This is a genomic window from Bradyrhizobium sp. BR13661, assembly GCF_029892425.1.
GTDB lineage: Bacteria > Pseudomonadota > Alphaproteobacteria > Rhizobiales > Xanthobacteraceae > Bradyrhizobium.
On sequence record NZ_JARXWB010000028.1, the window covers coordinates 1 to 21291 of the forward strand.

The following is a 21291-nucleotide window of genomic DNA, read 5'->3' on the forward strand; positions in this document are numbered from 1 at the left end:
CCGCGCCTTCAACGAAGCGTCCCATCCGTGTCCTCCATCAGGAAACGGAGGAATCGTAGCCGACTCGTGGCTTTTCACACAGCCAGGGTCAAAATCCGTCTTCAACCTTCCATCGCGACATGCCTGCTCATGGCCAGCGGCCATCACCTAGGCAGACAAAAATGCCGCTGCGAACAGCTCCGCGCGGGCCGAGCCGAACCTTTCGATGATGCCGTTCTGCCAGTGTTTTGCCCGACAGGTCAACGGCACTTTCAATAAACCGAAACACAGCGGCTGCGCCGGGGCTGGGGGCCGCGTTGCAAGCCCCCCTCCATGGCCTGCTCTCACTGAACCACATCAAACTTGAATCGAATGCAATGATGCGGATTCGGCTGAATGAAATCTGTTCGCGCCACGCTGGCACATGTCCGTTCTCAGGAGAGAGCCGATGTACTACATCGCCGCCTCATTGCTTGGACTGTCGGGATTGTTCTATTCGGCGAGCCATCACGAGCTCGGCTCGTTCGGTGCCGATGTCTGCCTCTATGGCAGCGTGTTCTGCGACAGCCCGGGCGTCGTCTTCACCGGCGCCGCGCTGTCCGCCGCCTGGGGCATGTTCGTCAGCATCAAATAGGCCGACATAGACTGTTCGCCGGATGCAGGGGCTGAACGTCGCGCCTCATACCGCGAGCTCCTTGCGAACGGCGGCGGCCGAATTGCCGACCTTGTCGACGGCGCGCTGCAGCTCCTGTCTGGAGACGCCAAGCGCATGGGCCCAGTATTTGACCTCCCGGGCCTCGCGCATGTCGATCTTGCTGCGGTCCGGCTGCTCGCGCTTCGTCAGATGGTCCATCGCGACGTCCTCCTCTCGATGAGAGAACGCCACCGTGCCTTCGCCGTTCCGAAGCGGGGCAGCGTCAAACGCCTGCAAGATGTCTTTTCGGAAAACCGGCGCGCGTCGCCCACCGCCGCAGGCGGGGTCATGCCCTCGTCTTGAAGGGGAGCTAGACCGCAACTTACCGGCGTGGAACTTTCCGCGTAGCATCCGGCTTAACCCCTCGATTCGTAATTTCCGGAAGGTCAGCCCTGTCAAACCGATCCAAACACGATGCCGCCAAGCGCGAAAGCGTCGTCGTCCCGACAAGGCCGGCGCCGACGCTGCTGCAAAGGCTGGGGCCGGGCCTGATCACGGGGGCTGCCGACGACGACCCGTCGGGGATCGCCACCTACTCCCAGGCCGGCGCGCAATTCGGCTACGGGCTGCTCTGGACGATCTTTCTGACCTTGCCGTTCATGATTGCGATCCAGCTGGTGAGCGCACAGATCGGCCGGGTGACCGGCAAGGGACTGGCCGCCAACGTGGTGCAGCTCGCACCGCGCTGGATCGTGATGGGGCTGGTGGCGCTGCTTGTCGTCGCCAACACCTTCAACATCGCCGCCGACATCGCCGCGATGGCGGATGCGCTCTCGCTGGTGATCGGCGGGCTCAATCACGAGCACGCGCTGATTTTCGCGGCCGGCTCGACCCTGCTACAGGTGTTCGTGCCCTATCGCCGCTATGCGCCGGTGCTGAAATTCCTGACGCTGTCGCTGTTCGCCTATGTCGCGACCGCCTTCACCGTGCAGATCCCGTGGGGCACGGCGCTGCTCGCCGCGGTGTGGCCGAAGGCTGCCGTCAACGCGGATTATTTCATGATGGTGGTCGCCGTGCTCGGCACCACCATCAGCCCCTATCTGTTCTTCTGGCAGGCCTCCCAGGAGGTCGAGGAGATGAACCTCGGCACGCGCGACAAGCCGTTGCGAGAGGAGACACACCAAGTCGGCCGCCCCGAACTCACGCGTATCAAGGCCGACACCACGGCCGGCATGCTGTTCTCCAATGCCATCGCCTTCTTCATCATCCTGACCACGGCGGCGGTGCTGAACGCCAACGGCGTCACCAACATCAATTCGGCGACCGAGGCCGCCGAGGCGCTGCGGCCGCTCGCCGGCGACTTCACCTTCGCGCTGTTCGCGCTCGGCATCATCGGGACCGGTCTTTTGGCGATCCCGGTGCTGGCGGGCTCGGCGGCTTATGGCGTGGCGGAGGTGTTTGGCTGGCGCGCGACGCTGGAGGCGCGGCCGGAGAAGGCGGTCGGCTTCTATACGATCATCGCCGCCGCAACCATCATCGGCTTCGGGCTCGGCTTTACGGGGATCGATTCGATCCACATGCTGGTGTGGAGCGCCGTGCTCAACGGCATCGTCGCCGTGCCCATCATGGCGATGATGATGCTGATCGTCGCGAACGGGACGATCATGGGACGCTTCAAGGCCAGAAAACGGCTGGTCGTGCTGGGCTGGCTCGGCACCGCGCTGATGGCGCTGGCCGTCCTCGCTCTGCTCGGCTCGTCCGCGATCGGCTAGAGCGGCGACAGCGCAGCCGAAATCTGGGACGCGATGACGAAGGCCGCGAACACGGCCGGCACGCTGATGAACCGCAAGAACTGGTCGACTGAAAGCATTGTTGTCTCCCCAAAGACAAAAGCACCCTCGCCCGTGCGCGCTACTCCACCCCTTGCGCGACGTGCTGACCGGCCGTCAGAAACCGATCTGAAACGGCGGCCCCACTCATCGTGAGGAGCGCCAGAACCGAAATCACGGCCAGAAACTGCATGTCCCATTGATCGGTTCCGATTGTGGCCAAATCGGTCTGGGTTTGGCGCATTTTCGGGACGATCCCAAGAAACATCATGCCCCCGGATTCCACGGGGTTTCTTGCCAGAACGCCCAAAAATCGATGCCTCGGCAAGCGTTTGCGCCCTTCACGGCACTCAGTCAGTAGCCTAACAATTGTGGCTGGGCCCGAGCTTGCGAAAAACAACAGCGCCCGGCCAGCCGACAGGGAGCGACATGACGACATCATCAAAAGCAACAAGCATCGAGATCCTCGCCTGCGACGCCGGCTGGAGAAACTACCACTTCGTCAAGGTGACGACGGAGGACGGCATCGTGGGCTGGAGCGAGTTCGACGAGGGTTTTGGCTCGCCCGGCGTCGGCGCCGCGATTCAGCGCCTGTCCGCGCGCGTGATCGGCCAGAACGTTTTCCAGCATGAGCGCATCTATGCCGAGCTGTTCGCCGCCACGCGGCCCGCCGCCGGCGGCGTGGTGGCGCAGGCGCTCGGTGCGATCGAGAACGCGTTGCTCGATGCCAAGGCAAAGTGCCTGGGCGTCCCCTGCTACGAGCTCCTGGGCGGCAAAATCCGCGACCGTGTCAGGGTCTACTGGTCACACTGTGCGACGTGGCGCATCAATCATCCCTCCTGGTACAAGCCGCCGATCGAAAATCTCGACGGCGTCAAGGCGATGGGCCGCGAGGTCCGCGAGAAGAAATTCACTGCGCTCAAGACCAACATCTTCTCCTATGACGACGGCAAGCCCACCGGCTGGCGGCCTGGCTTTGGATCGCCCTTCGCGCCAGAGATCAATGTCGACCGCAAGATCCTGCGCGACTTGCGCATGCACCTGGAAGCAATCCGCGACGGCGCGGGCCCTGACGTCGACATCCTGCTCGACTGCAACTTCAACGCCAAGACCGAAGGCTATTTGAAGATCCTGCGCACGATCGCTGATCTCGACATGTTCTGGATCGAAATCGACAGCTTCAATCCGCAAGCCCTTGGCTATGTCCGCAGGCAGAGCCCGCACCCGATCTCGTCTTGCGAGACGCTGCTGGGCTTGCGCGAATTCCTGCCCTATTTCCACGAGCAGGCGATGGACGTCGCCATCATCGACACGCCCTGGAACGGTGTGTGGCAGTCGATGAAGATCGCCTCAGCCGCGGAAGCCTTCGAGGTCAACGTCGCGCCGCATAATTTCTACGGCCATCTTTGCTCGATGATGAACGCACACTTCTGCGCAGCCGTGCCGAACCTGCGCATCATGGAGATCGACATTGACCGCCTCGCCTGGGACCGCGAGCTGTTTACACATGAGCCAGAGATCCAGAACGGCCATCTTGTCATTCCGGACCGTCCCGGCTGGGGCACCGAGCCGAACGAGGAAGCGCTGCGCGCCCATCCGCCCAAGACGACTGGCGGCCTCCTCACCTACGGCAGAAAGAATTGAGGCTTACGGCGTCACGGGGTTGATGGTCGGGGACGTCTTGGGCCCCGGCCGTTCCGGCTCGGCCGGCGATTTCGGTTCGGTCGGGAGCACTTTGGCGCCTGCCGCATGCGCAGCTTCGCCCGTGGTTGCGTACATCGCAACATGAGCCGGCTGGCTCTTTGCGCGGCTCCACGGTCCATGATCGACGATCAACATCGCAGCGATGGTCACACAGGCCACGATCAGCGCGATCACGCCGGGATGGCGGAGTGCTATGGAGATGGAGTTTGCGAAGCGACTTGTTGTCATCGAAGAACTCATACTCTTTCCACTCGCAGATCAATTCAAATGCGGCCTGCGAGTTCCGCGCCCAAGTTAAGCAAGTTCCGAGCCAACGCACGGAACATGATCATTTCGCTTCGTTTCATTTTATGTCGGGACGCGCATCACCGACGAACTTGTCTCGGTTGGGCATTTTGATCGCTGCAAGCGATTTGGCATCGAGCGTCGCATCCGCGCCCACCAGCCCGTTCAGATTCAAGACATAGGCGGACACAGCGTAGACATCCCCGTCGCTCAGCGACTGAGGCGCATTCTGCGGCATGGCGCGACGGATGTAGTCGAACAAGGTTGGCGCATAAGGCCAAAAGCTGCCGACTGTGCGGATTGGCTTCGCTGTCCCGATCGTGCCCTGCCCGCCGACGAGGCGATCGCCGACCCCGCCCTCGCCCTGGTCGCCATGGCATGACGCACATTGCTGGGCAAAAACCTCGCGCCCGTGGCTGACCGAACCGCTTCCCTGCGGAAGGTTGCTGCCATCGCGCCCGACATCGATATTCCAGCCCGCGATCTCGGCCGCAGTCGCTGGCCGACCGATGCCGTACGCGCTTTGCGCCTGCGCGGCGCTCGCGAGGGCACACATGATGATCGCGACGGCACAGGTCTCACGCCAGCGCATTGGTCACCTCCCCGTCGGCCGCGACACGCCAGGGCCAGATCGCATTGTTGTGGTAAAAATAATTCTCGCCGCGCACGGCGAGCAGCTCGGCGAGCGTCGGCTGCACATAACCGGTCTCGTCGATCGCACGGCTCTGAATCACCACAGGCTTGCCGTCCCATTGCCAGGGCAAACGAAAGCGCGTGAGCGCTCGCGTCAGCACCGGCTCCTGCAACCGTGCTTCTTGCCAGCTCTTGCCGTCATCGACGGACACCTCGACACGCTGGATCTTGCCGTGACCACTCCAGGCGATGCCGGTGATTTCGTGGAAGCCGGGTGCGTTGACGCGCTGGCCGCCCGAGGGGCGCGTGATGATCGACTTCGCTTCCATGTAGAAGGAGAATTCGCGCGCCGTGCCATCAGGCAGAAGATCGGTATATTTCGATGTCTCTTCGCGCGAATAAGCAGGCTCTGCCGTCACGTGCAGGCGCCGCAACCATTTCACATTCATATTGCCTTCAAAACCCGGCAGGAGCAGCCGCAGCGGATAGCCCTGCTGCGGTCGCAACCGCTCGCCGTTCTGGCTGTAGACCAGCATGGCGTCCTCAAGGCATTTCTCGATCGGGATGCTTCGGGTCAGTGCTGCCGCATCTGCTCCTTCGGCGATCACCCATTTGGCCTCCGGCTTCAGTCCGGCCTCCTGGAGCACCAGTTTCAGGCTGACGCCCGTCCATTCCGCACAGCTCAGCAGGCCGACGAGGTCCGACGCTGTCTTGCCATAGGGCTTGGTGTAGCCGGGATTACCGGAGCATTCGAGAAAGTGTATGCGGGATTCCGACGGGAACCGCCGCAGATCATCCACGGTGAAGATTAGAGGACGCTCGACAAGCCCGTGCAACATCAGCCGATGCTGCGCCGGGTCGATGGTCGGAACGCCGCCATGATGGCGCTCGTAGAACAGCCCATTCGGCGTGATGATGCCGTCAAGGTCCTGCAATGGCGCGCGGGCGGACGCGGAGATGTATTGCTTGAGGTTCTTGGGAATGTTCTTGACGACGCCCTTCTCGAACGGCGACGGCACACCGTAGGGCTGGCTTCCCACGGGATCGCCGGGTGTCTTCATCCAACCGGGGACGTTGGGCGGAAGGTTCTCCGTCTCCGCCGCCGTCGACGCACCGGCCCCGAGGACAACGCCGCCCGCCACGGCCCCGCCACTTTGCAGGAAGCGGCGACGTGTGGTCCTGACAGACTTGTCGCGGGTGTCGATCGTGCTGCTCATGGCGGACCCTCGGCTGAAGCTCGGCCCGCATGAAAGCTTCCGCGAAGGACATTTGCAATTCGCGCGCATTTCAAAAGCAGGCGATTTCGATCAGAACTGATCTAAATCCGCCGGCTGCGACAGCAGTTCCATTCTTTGCAATGCATAAACGGCTCGCCCATCACTCACCCGGCGCGATCGCATTGCTGGGCGTCGGCCGATCGGTGATCTGCTGGCCGAAGAGGCTGCCGACCAGTTCGACTGCGGTGCGTGCCGTGCGGCCACGCTCATCCAGGAATGGATTAAGCTCGACGATGTCGACCGACCCCACCACGCCGGAATCGTGCAACAATTCCATGATCAGGTGTGCCTCGCGGTAGGTCGCGCCCCCCGGCACCGTGGTGCCGACACCAGGCGCGACGCAAGGGTCGAGAAAATCGACATCGAAGCTGACATGCAGCACGCCGTTGTTCGCCTTGACGCGCTCGATCACGCGGCGGATCAGCACCGCAACGCCGAACTCGTCGATCTGGCGCATGTCAACAACCCTGATCCGGCGGGCGCGCATCAGCTCCTTTTCCAGCTTGTCGATGGAACGGGCGCCGAACAGGTCGAGTTTGTCTGGATCGATCGAAGCACGCGGATCATCGCCCAGGAGCCCATCGAGGCCTGCCTCGCCGCACAGGAATGCGGCAGACATGCCGTGCATGTTGGCCGTGATCGTCGTCTCAGGCGTGTTGTAGTCGGCATGCGCATCGAGCCAGAGCACGAACAGCTCGCGTCCCAGCTCCCGCCAATGTCTCGCCATCGCGTTGACCGAGCCCATCGACAGCGTGTGGTCGCCGCCGAGGAAGATCGGCAGCGCACCGGTTTGCGCGATCTCATAGCCGCGACGGCTGAGCACGCGCGTCCAGCGCTGGATTTCGCGGTAGTGATTGGCCTTCTCCGGCGGCCTGTCGGTGAGATCCCTGACCTCGGCCACGGAAAGATCGCCGTAATCGACGACCTCGAAATCCAGGCTTTCGAGCAATGTCGCAAGGCCGGCGGTCCGCAACGCTGCAGGGCCCATCAATGTGCCGCGCTGAGAAGCGCCCATATCGATGGGCGCGCCGAGCAACGCGATGCGCCGGGCTCGATCCGCGATGGTCCGATCGGTCACGACAATCTCCTGAGTTCAGCGAGGCTGCACCAGCGTAACAGAGATTCGCACCCGTCGTTTCACGGGGAAACCGGAACAAATTCCCGCACCCGGCATTTTCTCGGTAAGGCTGGCACCCGCCGTTCAAAACGGCGCCTGTCGCGGATAGCCAAAGGTCTTCGGGCCCGCTGTTCAAAACGAGCGCACGCGCGGATAGCCAAAGGTGCCGGCCTCAGTTCTTCAGTCCTGTCTGGAGGTCGCGAGCTTGAGCACGGACATACCGCAGTCCAATCCCCAGCCCGGCATGGCCGAGCGCGCCATCGATGCAGCCGCCGATGTGTCTCACACCATCGGCGAGGTCGCAGGAGGATTGCGTGCCGCCGTCGATCGTCTCACCTACGCGATCAACGAAGCGCGAAAGCCCGGGCGGCCGCTTGCCACCGTAGCGGCAATCACGCGCGAAGCTCCTCTCGCCAGCCTGTTCATCGCATTTCTCTTTGGCGTAGCGGTCGCACGCCGGCGCTGACGCCAATCAGGCCGCACTAACCGCTTCGAGCTCGGCCGCCAGGAACTGCTTCTCGAACGCCTCGGCAGGCATCGGACGGCCGAAGAAGTAGCCCTGCCCCTCCTCGCAGCCCATGCTGACCAGGAAGTCGGCCGTGGCCCGATTCTCGATACCTTCAGCAACAACCGTCAGGCCAAGCTGCTTGCTCAGGCCAATCGTCGAACCGACGATGGCGGCGTCGTCGGAATCCGTGAGCAAGTCGAGCACGAACGAGCGGTCGATCTTGAGCCCGTCGAGCGGAAACTTCTTGAGGTAGCTCAGGCTTGCATAGCCCGTTCCGAAGTCGTCGAACAGGATCCGGACGCCGAGCTGCTGGATCCGCTTGAACATGTCGAGCACCCGGCTCTCATCGTGCAGCAGGATGTCTTCGGTCACTTCCAACTCGAGCAACGAGGGGGTAAGCCCCGTCGTTCTCAGCAACTCCTCAACGGAATGCGCGAGATCGCCTGAGTGCAACTGCGAAGGCGAGAGGTTGATTGCGACGCGCACGCTGTTACCAGACAGCTCCCACGCCCGGGCCTGCCGGCCGGCGGTCTCCATCACCCAGCTCGCGATCCGCTCTGACAACGCAGAGGTGTTGACCACCGGCATGAATTCCGCGGGCGACACGTAGCCTCGCACAGGATGCCGCCAGCGAATGAGCGCTTCGGCCCCGATGAGGCTGCCGTCAACCAGCCGGACCTGGGGCTGGAAGAACAATTCAAACTCGCCGCGATCCGCAGCAAGCGCCAGCTCGCTCTCCAGAGTCAGCCTGCTCTCCAGTTCCTCCCGGATCGCGCTTTCGAAGATCACGTGGCTCCCACGTCGCGTCAGCTTGGCCTTGGTCAGCGCCAGGTGGCCATTGCTCAGGAGATCATCCGCGTTCCCGCCACCCTCCGGATATACGGCGACGCCGATGCTGATCTTGACTCTGTGCTGACGTGTCCCCGTGACGAGCGGCGCTTCGAATGCGTGAATCATCCGTTCGGCGAACGCGGCAATGGTCTCGCCTGCCTCGGCGCAGTCAAGCGCTATTGCGAACTCATCGCCGCTGAGCCGCGCGACGAGGGCCTTGTCGCCAGCCTCAACCCGCAAGCGTTGAGCCACGGCGCGCAACACGAGATCGCCGGCCGAATGTCCGAGCATATCGTTGATGCGCTGAAATCCGTCGAGGCCGAGCACAAGCAGCGCCACCTCGGATCGTCGCTCCGCCGCGCTGATCAGCGCGGCCAGCTTCGCATGCAGCGTGTTGCGATTGGCAAGACCCGTCAGGGCATCGTATTCGGCAAGATATTTGACGCGCTCCGCCTCGCGCTTGCGCACGGAGATGTCGCGAAGGATCGCGCCATATTGGAATCCCTCCGTTCCTTGCCACCCCGAGAAGCTCGCTTCGACCGCGAAGGTTTCACCATTCTTGCGGCGGCCCTCGAACTCGACGACCACGGCGCCACCAGGGACTAACAGCGCCTGGCGCGCGGCATCTCGTATTGCGAAGGTCTTGGTGCCGGCTTCCACCGGAATTGCGCAAAGCGTTTCGAACGGACGGCCGATCATCTCGGCCGGCATGTAACCAAAGATCGCGCTCGCACCGGGATTCCAGACGGTGATCCGGTGATCTTCATCGGTGCAAACCAGACCGTCGCCCAGTGCCATCGCGATGCGGTGGAAGCGGCTTTCGGCGATGCGACCCAGCAGGCTGCGGAAGTCGATCTCGTCCAGGGCGATCGCCGTCAGATAGGCGATGATCGCGATGTGGAGGAGCGACGTATCGATGACGAGCGGCCAGCGTTCCTGCACAAGGACCGCTGTCAATTCGATGCCTACACCGGCCGAGATCAAGGTCGCGACGCGGACGCCTGGTCCGACCCGACGCCATGAGTACATCATCAGCAGGCAGATCACACCAAGGCCAGCGAACATGCCGACATTGGATGTCCAGCGCAGCATCCGGTTCTGAAGGACCGATTCTGCCGCCAACGCCTGGAGGACGGGCCCTGCGAGGATGCGGCCATTTGGAACGCTGAACCGGTCGCCCAGTTCGAGTGCCGTGGCACCGACGATGACCTTCTTGTCCCTCAGCTTGTCCAACGCCGCAGAATTGCCTCGCAGCACATCGACATAGGAAACGCTTGGAATGGAAGCCGCCTGAATGCTGAAGTCGATCAGGAAGGGCGGCCGGCGATTAGCGTTCTGCCCGGCCAGCACGACGGCCATCGACGGCATCTGAACGTCGTCGCCGAGCTTCTCCACGACCGGATAGCGGCGAACGAGCCCATCGGACTCAACCGCGACATTGACGACGGCTGGCCACGACTGATTGCCAAACGACTTCAAGGGACGATTGATGTGGACCGCACCACTGTTCGGCGTCGGCTGCTTGAAGGATGGCAGGATCGTCGAGCCGCCGACCTCCCGGAGCGCTGCGAGGAAGGCCTCGTCGGAGGTCGGGTCCGAGGGCGAACTAAAATCGATGTCCAAAGCGACGTCCTGCGCCCCGGCCGCCTCGAGGCGGTGCAACAGCTCGGCGTGCAGGCTCCGCGGCCAAGGCCACACGCCGATCTGATCGATGGAGGGAGCGTCGATCGCGACCACGACAACGTTGCCGGTCGCGGAACGGGAGTGCCAGTTGAAGCGCAAATCGGTGATCGCGTGGCGAAGCGCACCATGCCATCCCGTGGACAGCACGACCGCCAGCGCGATCACGACAAGGATATGCGGTCGATAGCGTTTCACCTTGCTCCCCTGCACCTGCGGCGTTCGCCGCCGAGTGCTTCCCCGTTAAGATGACGGCCTAGTGATGTTTGTACCAGCCGTAGTGGTGGCCATTGTTGCCACCATTTCCGCTTCCATGGCCGCTATTCCCATTTCCGCTGTCGCCATCGCCACTAGCGCCGTTACCAGTTGCGCCATTGTCGCTGCTACCGCTCGCGGAGCTTCCGCTGGACGCAGCTTTGGTCGCTGTAGGGGTTGTGACAGCGGGCGTCGTCGGGCTCGACGCCGCCGAAGTTGAGGTCGCCGCAGCGACACTGCTGCTCACAGAGACCGCTGTGACCGTTGTGCTGTTGGCGGCCGCGGTCGTCGTGTTCGACTTGCTGTCGCTCCACACCGTGTCAGTGCTGGCATTCGCATTGCGTACCTGCCCTGGCGCGACGGCGTTGTGGGCGAGGCCGTGGGTGACCTTGTGGAAATTCAGCTTGACCTCGCCGAGCGAGCTCGAGATGTGCACAACGCCGGCCTTGGGTGCGTGAGTTACACTGGCCTGATGCGAATGAGTCGGAGCGCCAGCCGTCTTGGTGCCCTTCTCGATCGTACCAAGCGCATGAATCGCACCACCGCTCGCCGCATTGCGCGGCGCCGACAGGCCCGACTTGGGCACAGGGACGCGGTCAATCGTCGAGGCGCGCGGTTTGCCTTGCTCGATTGGATTGAGTGCGCCGGAGCCGCTCAGGCTGAGACCGGGCTTGCCGTGCTCGAAGGCGGTGGCCACCTGGCCGGGCATCACTTGCGCGATCTGGCCGGTCTTGAAATCGGAGACTTCAACCTGGCCGCGGAGCACGCCAACCTTGGTGCTGCCTGCGTCCACCGTGACGCTGAAATGCGTGCCCTTGACCACGGCGGCGAGATAAGGCGTCTCGACCTCGAAATGCTTGACGTTGCGCTTCTCGACCTCGAGCAGGATCGAACCCGCCTGCTGGATGATGGTGGTCGAAAGTCCCTCCTTCTTCTCGGCCGGCACGCCGACCACCGAGTTGGGGGAGATCAGAATCGTCTCTTCACCGCGAACCAGCAGCACGCGGCCGTTACGCCCGGTGCGAATGGTATCGCCCGGCTTCAGCGTCTCCTCCTGATTCAACGAGACCTGCTGCGCGCCAGGGGTAGCGAGCCAGACCTCGCCCGATGACTTGCTGACCGACCAGACGCCGTCATCCGCAGCGGATGCAACGGGCGCCGTTCCCAGGATCAAAGCCGCCATCACGGCGCACCGCATTCCAATTCGGACGAGCATGGTGACCCTCAGCCAAAGTTACTGCGAGCCTTCTGCGTATCCGAGATCACTCAAGATTGGCTTAGCGGGAACCCGGGACTCGGGTGGCCGCATTAACCGATCATTGACCATAAAAAACTATGAAAAATCATGCGGCTACTGAATCGTTACCGGCGCCTGGGGACTCCTCCGTCAAGCTACGGAGAACGGTCCGCGCGTGGTGCGGCCCGGCGGTATCTCGCTGCCGCTATGCTGCTGCTTGGACCAACGTTTGCGGGAACGCCACAGGCCTTCGCGCAACAGGCGAACCAGCCGGGGTTCGATCCTCGCCAACCCGAGAAATACTTTGAAAACCAAACCGAGCAGGAATCCCTGAACCGGCCTCCGGTGAAGCTGCCCTCGGTCGGCCAACCCAGTACCGGCGGGAATGCCAAGCCGCAATTCGTGCTGCGCGGCATTAACGTCATTGGCGCGCACACCATCCCCCACGATCGCATCGCCTCGGTCTACCAGACATATCTCGGCAAGCCAGTCTCCCAAGCCGACCTCGCCACGATCGCCGGCGCGATCAGTGATCTCTACCGCGCCCAGGGATTCCATCTGAGCCGGGCGATCGTGCCGGCGCAGGACATCGCCGGCGGCCGTGTCCGCATCGAGGTGCTCGAAGGCGCAATCGTGGAAACCGAGCTGAAGGGGGACGGGGCCGAGCAGTTCGGCGTGCGACGGATGCTCGGGCCGATCCTGGCCGAGCATCCGTCGCGTCTGGCAACGCTGGAGCGCCAGCTCTATCTCGTCAACGGCTGGCCGGGCGTCCGGATCACCGATACCGCACTCGAGGAGATCGGCGGAGCGACTGGTTGCTTCCGCCTCACGATCTATCTGAAAACCTGGCACGTCTTCACATCGTTCGGCCTGGACAATCTCGGCTCGTCGTCGGTCGGTCCATGGCAGACCTACGCGACGGGCGCGTTCAATTCCTACCTCACGCCCGGCGACAGCCTCGCCGTCAACCTGTCGACCATCGCCAACGATCCGCGCCAGCTCGGCTTCTCGCGGCTGTCCTATGACGCGCCGGTTGGCGTTGACGGCGTGAGGCTGGGCGGCTCCGTGCTGTACAGCGCGGTCAGGCCTGGCGATGCGCGCCGCCTCGCCAGCGACATCACAACGACCGAAGCGTTCGAGCTGCGGGCCAGCATGGTCCCGCTCCAATCGCAATCGTCCACGCTGATAGTGACTGCGGCGACGACCTTCAGCAATGTATCGGAACACGATCTCTACGGCCCGTGGTACAATGACCATATCAGGACCGCCAGCGTCACTGCCGACTATAAGCTGCAGGATAATTTGGGCGGCACCAACTATGCGACGGTGAGCTTCCGCCAGGGCCTCAACATCTTCGGCGCCTCCCAATTCGGCGATGACCTCCTGTCGCGGGATGGCGCGTCTTCGAATTTCTCAGTCCTGAATGTCTGGTTCACGCGCTACCAGACACTCACCGACGCCTGGTCGCTCAAGCTGTCTGCGGCAAGCCAGACCGCATCGCGGCCGCTGTTCACGTCGCAGCAATTCTATCTCGGCGGCGCAGCCTTCGGCCGCGGCTATGGCGCGGCCGAGATCAGCGGCGACAACGGTCTTGCTGGTTCGCTCGAAGTTCGCTTCGAGCAGAAGCTCAATTTCCGCTACTGGAGCGGCTACCAACTTTACGCCTTCGGCGACGCCGGCGCCGTCTGGAACGACGGTTACCGGCTGAGCGACGGCCTGGCGCTGACGTCGGCCGGTGCCGGCGTGCGGTTCTTCCTGTCGCACGACCTCCAGGCGGATTTTGGCGTGGCCGTGCCCTTGAGCTACCGGGCACCGGACAATGAGCGGCGCAGCCCGCGCTTTCTGTTCACCCTGTCGAGCGCTTTCAGGCTCTGCCCCGAGCGCGGCCGCGGCGGCTGCATCTAGCCCCGCGGGCGGTGGCCGCAACGCGGCCTTTTTGATACCGCCCTCACAGACTTGCCTAAATTTAATCCCGTAACCTGCTCACGATCGCTCGATCAGGGCGTTTCCTGTAGCCATGTTCAGTCAAAAGTGATTGAGACGGAACCATGAAGAGGGTTTTTGCAGTTTTGGCCTTCCTCTGCGTCCTCGCGGCGGGCCAGTACATTATCGTCGCCAAATTGGCGATCCGCCACGAGATGCTGTCCTTGTTTGATGCCTCGCGTCAGCGGCCGATCTCGGTCGACATCGCGGTCCGGCGCGACTACGAGACCAAGGCCAATCTCGGTCTCTGGAGGTTACCGGTCGCCATCATCAGCAACGGCAACACGGTCAAGGCCACCGAGTACTCCTTCCTCGCCAACGTGCTTGCCGCGCGCGGCTATCTCGTCGCCAGCATCCAGCAGGACCTGCCGAGCGATCCACCCCTGATGACCCATGTCGGCCAGAAATATGTCGGCCGGCGCGAGGTCTATATGCGCTGCGAGGCCAACATTGTCTTCGTGCTGAACACCTTGAAGGGCAGGCAGCAGAATGCCGACTACGACCACATCACGCTGGTCGGTCATTCCAACGGCGGCGATGTCTCCATGTATGTTGCCCAGCAACATCCCGAACTCGTGTCGAAGGTCATCACGCTCGACAATCTCAGGGTGCCCTTCGTCGTGAGCGACCGCATGAAGATTCTGTCGTTCCGCTCGAAGGATCCGCATTTCCTGACGGACCCCGGCGTGCTGCCGACGCCGGAAGAGGCCAAGGCGCGCGGCATCGACATCGTCAATACCGGCGCGCAGCACACCGAAATGAGCGATCGCGGACCTGACTCGGTCAAGGAGAATATCCAGGCCACCCTCGACCGATTCCTGCGCGACAGCGCCAGCAGCGCGCTCGCGCCCGCCGATACGACGAGCCCGATGATTATGAACCCCGGTGACTACTAGCCGGGATCCTTTGCGGCAGATCAACGCAGCTCCATGCCGGCCAGGATAGAAGGGCTATGCAGTATTGGAGCAGAACTTGTCACATTTTGCCGAAAGGCTTGATCCGAGCAGGCTGGAGATGGAGAGCCTTGGCTTGCCCCGGGCGAGACTGCCCGGGCTCATACGCCATCTCTATCGTTCGGCCCGCAGGTTGTTGCGATCGATCATCGCAAGCATCGACCTCTCGCAATTTCCGGGATCGTGCTGCGGCTGAGCCCACGTCCGCAAGTGAATGCATGTAGGTGATGCGATGCGCGCAGGTCCGAGACGAATTTGGTTTCTGCTCTTGGCGGTCACGAGCTTGGGCGCATCGCCTGCTCTCGCGGCTGACGCCAATCACGGCGCCGATCTGGCGCAGCGCTGGTGCGCAAGTTGCCATGTCGTGACAGGCAGCCAGACGCAGGCCAGCGCCGATGTCCCCTCCTTCGCGTCGGTTGCACGCAAGCCTGATTTCAGCCCCGAGAGGCTCGCATTCTTCCTGCTCGACCCGCATCCGAAGATGCCGAACTTTCCCTTGAGCCGGATCGAAGCCGCCGACCTGGCCGCTTATATCGGATCGCTGCGCCAGTAGAATTTTGGTCGGTAGCCAAGCCCCCGAAATGCAAATCCCTGCCGGGCGAACCGACAGGGATCAGCAGAAAGGACAATGGACGGCGGATGAAGTTCATCCGGTGGTCCATCATGGACCTGCAGCAGAATTGAAATGCGCATCTCGCCGCGACGCAAGATCAATTTATAAGCAGACGGAAGCGCGTCCGATCAGGATTTGCCTTTGCCGGGTTGCATGAAGTTGCCGGTCATCTGGCGCATGTGATCGCCGGCGTTGGTGAATTGACTGCGCAGGAACTCGGACTGAATCCGCATCGCCTCCTGCAGGTCGGTTGCGTGAACCAGCTTACGGGCATGCTCGAATGCCGCCTTCATGTTCTGCTCGGTGAAGGCGAGTGCCTGCTTGGACACGTCCGCGCTCGCTCCTGGAACAGACGACATCGATTTGGTGGCGGCATCGAAAAACATGCCGAACGCCTTCTCGGCCTGGTCGATGGTTTTCTCGGCCAGGTCACGCAGTTCAGCCGGAACTTCGAGCTTCGGTTCGATCATGGTCGCGCTCCTCCCTCTTTTTCTTGCCTGATTATCACATTTGCCGCACCGCTCGCCAGCGGCCAGGCGCCGGAAACGACCGCTGTCGTGCTGTCCGCCTTCAGGCCGGAGGTGGGACCAAGCGTGCTATCGGCGCGGGCGGGCTCAGGACAGGGGATGTTCGGGGAGCGTTTCGTCGGTGACGAGGTCTTCGACCAGCTTGATGACCTCGAAGCGCTGGCGGGGCGCGAGCTTGAGAAAGGCGCGCAGCAGGCGGAGACTCTCGACTGTACCGGTTGCGGGTGCACCGAGCTTGAGATGCAGTTCAGTCGCGAAATTGAGGTTTTTCATCTCGCACCTATGACAGGATCGGCCCTTCGAGTCGGACATCAGACGCCGATCGAAGACCGGATGACGTCACCGACCATGGCGACGACGAACTCTGGGACGGGGCACCCAGCAGACTGGCGCACTGGGCTGCAGATTCTGAACAGACTCGGCCCGACCCGAGAGGTTGCAGTTATGCCAAGGAACAACCCGCCGGGCAAGCCAAACCGTAAGGCTTAGCGATGCTTCGTCGGCATCGCGCCACGGCAATTCCGGATAACAGGAATACGCGCCGACGTCACCCACCTGCGTCAAGAAGCAGCATCAGTCACCACAAGGCTCCGCTCGCTGTCAATTCGACCAACGTTTCGCATTGTTTCCAACATGCTCGGAAATTGGCAAATCGTAGACTAGCGCTTCTTCAGCGTATACACGTGCTCGTTGAGTCCGATTTCGGCGGTTGTATCGTCCACGAAATGAAGGTCGATCTCGCAGCCGGTCTCCAGTGTCCTGATGCTGGACCCGCTGAAGCCGAGCGATGCCGCAAGCGCCTTGGGATCGACCTTCTTGTCGGCTCGCCGCATCTCGTCGAAGGCGCCCTGAAAGAGCATATCGGGACCATAGTCCGTCACCTTGTATTGCGGCTTGGCGCAGGCCAATGGACGTGGACCAGAGATCTCCCTGGGTTTGAGAACCACTGTCTTGCCCATCAGCCGCATGCGCTCGGCATCATCAGGCTTGCGATGCGGATCGGCCCATGGCGCCACCACGGCCGACGTCAATGTCCAGCTTCCGAGATAGAAAGGATCGGACGCCGCGGTGGGACCAATCAGGCCGAGCGATACGGCCATGCAGGCAATGTTGGTGAATTTCATCCGACGAGCCCCCTGATCTCTCGACTTGGACTCGCCGCGCCGCATCACGGTTCATCATTGCTCGACATTTCTCGCTCCGTGAACCGTCGTTCAAGATCGTGCGACCAAGCGGTTGCGAAACGGCCACGCGGATCACGGGCGCCATGGCTGATCGACTATTTGATTCGGGCGCGCGTCAGCACCAAAGGACGACGGCATGCTTTCTCGCTGCGATCTCATCAAGGGCGCCGCGGTTGCGCTTCTTACACTCTCGACTCAGGGCGCATGGGCGCAGGAGACCAAAATGAACCTGTTCAAGATCGTCACCGTCAAGGACGAGATCATCATCGGGCTGTCGCCCGACGAGCTCCAGGCGCTCGGCGGCAGTGACGCGAGCGCGGTCGCGCACGCCCTGGCGCAGAAGGGCGACCTCACGGTCTGGCAGTACAACGTGCATCGCGGACAGAACGGTGAAATGCAGCAGGCGCCGACGGCCAAGATCGGGCTGCTGGCCAACGCCTCGCTCCGCGTCGAGCCCTACACCACGCCCTATCAGATCATGCCGCACCCCTGACAACCGACGGGAGGAGGTGCCGGCGGCGAAAGCCGCCGACCCCTTCATTCAGCGCCGCCGCGCCGATGCATCCGTCGCAAAGCCGTAGATCAGCGCCAGCCGGTCGAGGCATTCGCGAAAGCGACGGGCGAAATAGTCGTTCCAGCGCTGGGTGCGGACGGCGCGTCGCTGTCCAATCTGCTCCATGGTCAGGCCGAGCACCAGCACGTCATGCACCAGCGCGGCGCCGTCGGTGCCAAGCTCGCGTTCGACCTGGTTCAGCCGTAACACGGCCTGGCGCTGGCTTTCGGTGACGGGCTCTCGCGAGCGAGCGCCGTCCACGTATTCGCGGGTCGGATCCATGGCCTGAGGGCCCCGCTCCGCCTTCTCCCAGTCGCTCTGATAGGCGCGGCCACCCCGGTATTGTGCCTCGTCGATCTGGTGATGCGAGTGCAGCCGGCCGAGCGGATCATTGCGGATCGACCGCATCGCCACGATCTTCTCGTCCGGTTCGAGCGCGAGGGGATTATCGACCTCGACCTCCACCACTTCGGCATTGAACGCCGAATCGCGCGACCGGCGGTCGTAAAGCCCGGTCAATTTGTAGGACATGTTGCGTCTGGCACGTACCACTCGGGGACTCCTTGCGAATTGACATGAGAAGAGACACTTGGTGTGCCGGTCAGGCGGTCGAAACCAACCTCAGCACCACGGCACCGGCGGTGCGGCCGCCCGCCGCTCCGGGCCCCGTAGTCAGATGCGTATGCGGGCAGCAATAGCTCGAGCCGGGCTGGCGCGGGTGACCGCAGAACGCGATCTCTTCTCCCTCCCTGTCACCGCCATAGGGATAGCGGCAATCGCAATGTTCGAGCTCGAGCAGCGTGAGCAGGCGCGGCTGGACCCCGACACAGCGCAATTTGACCGACCTGACGGGCTTCAGCGCCGATGGCGGCGGCAGGTTCAGGCCGGGCACAGCAACACGTGGCTTTACGAGCAGACAGGGCTCGCCCGGCAAGGACGGCACGATTGACGGACTCGCAACACGTCCGGATATCGCCAGCCCGATCCGCTTGGCCCGTCCGACCACCGCGTTGCGCGTGTAAGCCGTTCCAAACCTTGCGTTTATCTCTCTTCCGATCTCCGCATATGACATTCCCTTGAAAAAATACTCGCAAAGCGCGTCGGATTGCTCCGACGACCACTGGCCCGGTTCCATGCTGCTGTCCTGTGATCCGCTCCGGTCGCACACGATCCGGAGACGTCGGACATTCCGTTATTCCGAATCCAAAGTCAAGCAAGATTTCTGATATTCATAATTGTATCAATTCCGAATTTCGGATTACAAGAGGCAGGAGCCATGGGCAATCGAGGGAATCACCATGTTGGACGTTGCGATGATCGAGCGGGGCCTTGAAAAGACAGGCAAAAGCAAGGGCGGGCTGGCCGCGGCGATGGGCGTGCGCCCGGGTGCGGTGTCCGAAATTCTCGGCGGCGAGCGCCTGGTGAAGGCCTCGGAAATCATTCCGATCATGCAATATCTCGAACTGAACCTCGCGCCGATCATGGGCCGTGTCGGCGCTGGCGCCGTGATCGAGCCTGACTTCGAGCAGGTACCGCCGGAGGGGCTCGGCGACATCGCGCTCCCCTTCCCGATCATGGAGGAAACGGTCGCTTTCGAGATCGTCGGCGATTCGATGCTGCCCAAATATGAAAGCGGCGATGTGATCGTGGTCTACAAGGACCAGCGTCATCCGCTGTCCAGCTTCTATGGTGAAGAGGCCGTCGTCCGGCTCAAGACCGGCGAACGCTATCTGAAGACCATCGAGCGCGGCAAATCCCCCTCCCTCGTCAACCTCACCAGCTTCAACGCCAAGCCGATCGTCGGCGTCAAGCTCGACTGGGTCGGAGAGATCTGCCTGTCGATGCCCAAAGGCCAGCTCGAGCGGCTGCGCGCCAAATCGGCCCGCCCCCGCAAAAAGGGCCGGTAGGTCCAGATTTCCGATTTTTGGAAATTCACATTGACATAATTCTGTTTTTCGTAAATACTCTGTCGCGCACCCGACCGTCGGGGCGCGGCAGGATCGTTTGATGCAGTATTTCGTCGTGATGATCGACTACGGACGACGTGGTCGTGAGGCGGTTGTCGATCCTGAAATCACCCGGCGCGAGGTCATCTCCCGCATCAGCTCCGGCGAATATCAGAACATCTCGTTTATTCACGAAATCGCGGAGGACTCGGTCGAGGACGTGACCGAAGCCATTTTGGCTGAGGCCGCACTTCCCGAAACCCCACCTGAAGACATTGACCTCCAAGCCCTCCGCAACGATCACGCCCGCGACACGCGCAAGCACGAGAAGGCGTGACGCAGGCCTAAGCCGCCTGCCTCACTGCTTGATCCGAGCTCACACCGTAAGAACGGTCGATCCCGTGGTCTTGCGCGCGGCGAGATCGGCGTGCGCCTTGGCTGCGTCCTTCAGCGCATAGGTCTGGTGCACCTCGATCTTGACCGCGCCGGACTTGACGACATCGAACAGCTCGTTCGCCATCGCGACCAGGGCCTCGCGCTTGGCCGCGTAAGTGAACAGAGTCGGCCGGGTCACGTAGAGCGAGCCCTTCTGCGCGAGCAGGCCGAGATTGAGCGGCTCGACCGCGCCGGAGGACGCACCGAACAGCGCAGCGACGCCGAGCGGCGCGAGGCAGTCCAGCGACTTCAGGAACGTGTCCTTGCCAACGGAATCGTAAACCACCGGCACCTTCCTGCCGCCAGTGATCTCGTCGACGCGCTTCACGAAATCCTCGCGCGTGTAGATGATGACGTGGTCGCAGCCATGCGCCTTGGCGAGCTTTGCCTTCTCGTCACTGCTGACCGTGCCGATCACGGTTGCACCGAGATGCTTCGCCCACTGGCTCAGGATCAGGCCAACACCGCCAGCCGCTGCATGCAGCAGAATGGTGTCGCCGGCCTTCACGCGATAGGTCTGGCGGATCAGATATTGCGTGGTCAGTCCCTTCAGCATCATCGCAGCCGCGGTCTTGTCGTCGACACCGTCGGGTAGCTTCAGCAGTCGGTCGGCGGGGATCAGCCGCGCCTCGGAATAGGCGCCAAGCGGTGATGCACCATAAGCGACGCGATCACCGGCCTTCAGATCGGTGACGCCCTGTCCGACTTCCTCGACGACACCGGCCCCTTCGCTGCCGAGCCCGCTCGGCAATTGCACCGGATAGACGCCGGAGCGATTGTAGATGTCGACGAAGTTGAGACCGACGGCGGTATGGCGGATGCGCGCCTCGCCCGGCCCCGGCTTGCCGACATTGACCTCCTCCCAAACCAGGACTTCCGGACCGCCGGTCTTGTGAAAACGAATGGCATGGGTCATGGGCGTTGCTCCCTTATCGTTGCGTTGATGGTCCGAGAAAAAGCGGATCGGCGATCGTCCAGGCACCGGAAATAGGCATTTGGTCCGCCCGTTACAGGGTAGAAGACGTAACAAGAATGTCACAGCGAACCATAAACGCCCGCCGTTCCGCCTCTGTTCGAAAGAGTTGATGACGGCATCTGGACGGCCGGCAGTAGCCTTTGCGCGGGGTT

At 62.4% G+C, this 21291-nt stretch carries 24 protein-coding genes; 10 read left to right on the plus strand and 14 right to left on the minus strand.

The features are described 5' to 3' along the window. The first annotated feature begins 427 nt into the window (after window positions 1-427). Window positions 428-613 (plus strand): hypothetical protein, encoded by a 186-nt coding sequence (locus tag M2427_RS32510; RefSeq protein WP_280710896.1) that lies wholly within the window; start codon window positions 428-430, stop codon window positions 611-613. Between the two features lie 45 nt (window positions 614-658). Here M2427_RS32510 and M2427_RS32515 read toward each other — a convergent pair whose 3' ends face one another. Further along, window positions 659-832, minus strand: a complete 174-nt coding sequence (locus tag M2427_RS32515) for a DUF3606 domain-containing protein (RefSeq protein ID WP_280710897.1) — start codon at window positions 830-832, stop codon at window positions 659-661. Between the two features lie 305 nt (window positions 833-1137). On the opposite strand from M2427_RS32515, the gene M2427_RS32520 reads away from it, so the two are divergent. Then, a complete protein-coding gene (locus M2427_RS32520) occupies window positions 1138-2385 on the plus strand; it encodes a divalent metal cation transporter (protein WP_280710994.1) in 1248 nt (415 codons plus the stop codon). A gap of 139 nt (window positions 2386-2524) precedes the next feature. Here M2427_RS32520 and M2427_RS32525 read toward each other — a convergent pair whose 3' ends face one another. Beyond that, entirely contained in the window at window positions 2525-2713 is a 189-nt protein-coding gene (locus tag M2427_RS32525; RefSeq protein WP_280710898.1) for a hypothetical protein, read from the minus strand. A 158-nt stretch (window positions 2714-2871) separates the two neighbouring features. Between M2427_RS32525 and M2427_RS32530 the strand changes: the two genes are divergently transcribed. Then, window positions 2872-4086, plus strand: a complete 1215-nt coding sequence (locus M2427_RS32530) for a mandelate racemase/muconate lactonizing enzyme family protein (protein ID WP_280710899.1) — start codon at window positions 2872-2874, stop codon at window positions 4084-4086. A 3-nt stretch (window positions 4087-4089) separates the two neighbouring features. On the opposite strand, the gene M2427_RS32535 is transcribed toward M2427_RS32530, so the two are convergent. The 4 genes from M2427_RS32535 to rocF all read right to left on the minus strand — a co-directional run bounded on the left by M2427_RS32535 (window position 4090) and on the right by rocF (window position 7419). Continuing rightward, entirely contained in the window at window positions 4090-4374 is a 285-nt protein-coding gene (locus M2427_RS32535; RefSeq protein WP_280710900.1) for a hypothetical protein, read from the minus strand. Between the two features lie 115 nt (window positions 4375-4489). Next, window positions 4490-5023, minus strand: coding sequence for a cytochrome c (locus tag M2427_RS32540; RefSeq protein ID WP_280710901.1), 534 nt, complete (start codon window positions 5021-5023; stop codon window positions 4490-4492). Then, entirely contained in the window at window positions 5010-6281 is a 1272-nt protein-coding gene (gene soxC, locus M2427_RS32545; RefSeq protein WP_280710902.1) for a sulfite dehydrogenase, read from the minus strand. Before soxC ends, M2427_RS32540 begins: the two co-directional genes overlap by 14 nt. A gap of 160 nt (window positions 6282-6441) precedes the next feature. Further along, window positions 6442-7419 (minus strand): arginase, encoded by a 978-nt coding sequence (rocF, locus tag M2427_RS32550; RefSeq protein ID WP_280710903.1) that lies wholly within the window; start codon window positions 7417-7419, stop codon window positions 6442-6444. 244 nt (window positions 7420-7663) lie between these two features. Here rocF and M2427_RS32555 point away from each other — a divergent pair, with 244 nt between their 5' ends. Next, window positions 7664-7924 carry a hypothetical protein gene (locus M2427_RS32555; protein ID WP_280710904.1) on the plus strand — a complete coding sequence of 87 codons (261 nt, stop codon included), beginning with the start codon at window positions 7664-7666 and terminating at the stop codon, window positions 7922-7924. Between the two features lie 6 nt (window positions 7925-7930). Here the strand turns inward: M2427_RS32555 and M2427_RS32560 are convergent, their stop codons facing one another. Together M2427_RS32560 and M2427_RS32565 are read right to left on the minus strand one after the other, a co-directional pair. Further along, the gene (locus M2427_RS32560; protein ID WP_280710905.1) at window positions 7931-10675 is read right to left on the minus strand and encodes an EAL domain-containing protein; all 2745 of its coding nucleotides are present in this window, start codon (window positions 10673-10675) and stop codon (window positions 7931-7933) included. Between the two features lie 58 nt (window positions 10676-10733). Next, window positions 10734-11948 carry a FecR family protein gene (locus tag M2427_RS32565; protein ID WP_280710906.1) on the minus strand — a complete coding sequence of 405 codons (1215 nt, stop codon included), beginning with the start codon at window positions 11946-11948 and terminating at the stop codon, window positions 10734-10736. A 129-nt stretch (window positions 11949-12077) separates the two neighbouring features. On the opposite strand from M2427_RS32565, the gene M2427_RS32570 reads away from it, so the two are divergent. From M2427_RS32570 to M2427_RS32580, 3 genes are all read left to right on the plus strand, one after another. After that, the gene (locus tag M2427_RS32570) at window positions 12078-13874 is read left to right on the plus strand and encodes a POTRA domain-containing protein (RefSeq protein ID WP_280710907.1); all 1797 of its coding nucleotides are present in this window, start codon (window positions 12078-12080) and stop codon (window positions 13872-13874) included. Window positions 13875-14017: 143 nt separating this feature from the next. Then, window positions 14018-14848, plus strand: a complete 831-nt coding sequence (locus tag M2427_RS32575) for an alpha/beta hydrolase (protein WP_280710908.1) — start codon at window positions 14018-14020, stop codon at window positions 14846-14848. Window positions 14849-15137: 289 nt separating this feature from the next. Beyond that, window positions 15138-15458, plus strand: a complete 321-nt coding sequence (locus M2427_RS32580; RefSeq protein ID WP_280710909.1) for a cytochrome c — start codon at window positions 15138-15140, stop codon at window positions 15456-15458. 188 nt (window positions 15459-15646) lie between these two features. Here M2427_RS32580 and M2427_RS32585 read toward each other — a convergent pair whose 3' ends face one another. The 3 genes from M2427_RS32585 to M2427_RS32595 all read right to left on the minus strand — a co-directional run bounded on the left by M2427_RS32585 (window position 15647) and on the right by M2427_RS32595 (window position 17169). Continuing rightward, window positions 15647-15988, minus strand: coding sequence for a phasin (locus tag M2427_RS32585; protein WP_194481422.1), 342 nt, complete (start codon window positions 15986-15988; stop codon window positions 15647-15649). 144 nt (window positions 15989-16132) lie between these two features. Beyond that, complete coding sequence (locus tag M2427_RS32590; protein ID WP_280710910.1) at window positions 16133-16318, minus strand: hypothetical protein; 186 nt, start codon at window positions 16316-16318, stop codon at window positions 16133-16135. 386 nt (window positions 16319-16704) lie between these two features. Further along, entirely contained in the window at window positions 16705-17169 is a 465-nt protein-coding gene (locus M2427_RS32595) for a hypothetical protein (RefSeq protein ID WP_280710911.1), read from the minus strand. A gap of 196 nt (window positions 17170-17365) precedes the next feature. Between M2427_RS32595 and M2427_RS32600 the strand changes: the two genes are divergently transcribed. Further along, entirely contained in the window at window positions 17366-17722 is a 357-nt protein-coding gene (locus tag M2427_RS32600; protein WP_280710912.1) for a hypothetical protein, read from the plus strand. A gap of 48 nt (window positions 17723-17770) precedes the next feature. On the opposite strand, the gene M2427_RS32605 is transcribed toward M2427_RS32600, so the two are convergent. Next, complete coding sequence (locus M2427_RS32605; protein ID WP_280710913.1) at window positions 17771-18334, minus strand: hypothetical protein; 564 nt, start codon at window positions 18332-18334, stop codon at window positions 17771-17773. 49 nt (window positions 18335-18383) lie between these two features. Then, window positions 18384-18917, minus strand: coding sequence for a GcrA family cell cycle regulator (locus M2427_RS32610; RefSeq protein WP_280710914.1), 534 nt, complete (start codon window positions 18915-18917; stop codon window positions 18384-18386). A 163-nt stretch (window positions 18918-19080) separates the two neighbouring features. On the opposite strand from M2427_RS32610, the gene M2427_RS32615 reads away from it, so the two are divergent. Next, window positions 19081-19689 carry a S24 family peptidase gene (locus M2427_RS32615; protein WP_280710915.1) on the plus strand — a complete coding sequence of 203 codons (609 nt, stop codon included), beginning with the start codon at window positions 19081-19083 and terminating at the stop codon, window positions 19687-19689. A gap of 100 nt (window positions 19690-19789) precedes the next feature. Beyond that, entirely contained in the window at window positions 19790-20065 is a 276-nt protein-coding gene (locus M2427_RS32620) for a hypothetical protein (protein ID WP_280710916.1), read from the plus strand. A gap of 39 nt (window positions 20066-20104) precedes the next feature. On the opposite strand, the gene M2427_RS32625 is transcribed toward M2427_RS32620, so the two are convergent. Further along, window positions 20105-21079, minus strand: coding sequence for a quinone oxidoreductase (locus M2427_RS32625; RefSeq protein ID WP_280710917.1), 975 nt, complete (start codon window positions 21077-21079; stop codon window positions 20105-20107). Window positions 21080-21291 lie beyond the last annotated feature (212 nt).

What these genes read in the sequence shown, in the direction of transcription:
- M2427_RS32510 (WP_280710896.1), top strand. Translation starts at nt 428, where the DNA reads ATGTACTACATCGCCGCCTCATTGCTTGGACTGTCGGGATTGTTCTAT.
- M2427_RS32515 (WP_280710897.1), bottom strand. Translation starts at nt 832, where the DNA reads ATGGACCATCTGACGAAGCGCGAGCAGCCGGACCGCAGCAAGATCGAC.
- M2427_RS32525 (WP_280710898.1), bottom strand. Translation starts at nt 2,713, where the DNA reads ATGATGTTTCTTGGGATCGTCCCGAAAATGCGCCAAACCCAGACCGAT.
- M2427_RS32530 (WP_280710899.1), top strand. Translation starts at nt 2,872, where the DNA reads ATGACGACATCATCAAAAGCAACAAGCATCGAGATCCTCGCCTGCGAC.
- M2427_RS32535 (WP_280710900.1), bottom strand. Translation starts at nt 4,374, where the DNA reads ATGACAACAAGTCGCTTCGCAAACTCCATCTCCATAGCACTCCGCCAT.
- M2427_RS32540 (WP_280710901.1), bottom strand. Translation starts at nt 5,023, where the DNA reads ATGCGCTGGCGTGAGACCTGTGCCGTCGCGATCATCATGTGTGCCCTC.
- soxC (WP_280710902.1), bottom strand. Translation starts at nt 6,281, where the DNA reads ATGAGCAGCACGATCGACACCCGCGACAAGTCTGTCAGGACCACACGT.
- M2427_RS32565 (WP_280710906.1), bottom strand. Translation starts at nt 11,948, where the DNA reads ATGCTCGTCCGAATTGGAATGCGGTGCGCCGTGATGGCGGCTTTGATC.
- M2427_RS32570 (WP_280710907.1), top strand. Translation starts at nt 12,078, where the DNA reads ATGCGGCTACTGAATCGTTACCGGCGCCTGGGGACTCCTCCGTCAAGC.
- M2427_RS32575 (WP_280710908.1), top strand. Translation starts at nt 14,018, where the DNA reads ATGAAGAGGGTTTTTGCAGTTTTGGCCTTCCTCTGCGTCCTCGCGGCG.
- M2427_RS32580 (WP_280710909.1), top strand. Translation starts at nt 15,138, where the DNA reads ATGCGCGCAGGTCCGAGACGAATTTGGTTTCTGCTCTTGGCGGTCACG.
- M2427_RS32585 (WP_194481422.1), bottom strand. Translation starts at nt 15,988, where the DNA reads ATGATCGAACCGAAGCTCGAAGTTCCGGCTGAACTGCGTGACCTGGCC.
- M2427_RS32590 (WP_280710910.1), bottom strand. Translation starts at nt 16,318, where the DNA reads ATGAAAAACCTCAATTTCGCGACTGAACTGCATCTCAAGCTCGGTGCA.
- M2427_RS32595 (WP_280710911.1), bottom strand. Translation starts at nt 17,169, where the DNA reads ATGAAATTCACCAACATTGCCTGCATGGCCGTATCGCTCGGCCTGATT.
- M2427_RS32600 (WP_280710912.1), top strand. Translation starts at nt 17,366, where the DNA reads ATGCTTTCTCGCTGCGATCTCATCAAGGGCGCCGCGGTTGCGCTTCTT.
- M2427_RS32610 (WP_280710914.1), bottom strand. Translation starts at nt 18,917, where the DNA reads ATGGAACCGGGCCAGTGGTCGTCGGAGCAATCCGACGCGCTTTGCGAG.
- M2427_RS32615 (WP_280710915.1), top strand. Translation starts at nt 19,081, where the DNA reads ATGTTGGACGTTGCGATGATCGAGCGGGGCCTTGAAAAGACAGGCAAA.
- M2427_RS32620 (WP_280710916.1), top strand. Translation starts at nt 19,790, where the DNA reads ATGCAGTATTTCGTCGTGATGATCGACTACGGACGACGTGGTCGTGAG.
- M2427_RS32625 (WP_280710917.1), bottom strand. Translation starts at nt 21,079, where the DNA reads ATGACCCATGCCATTCGTTTTCACAAGACCGGCGGTCCGGAAGTCCTG.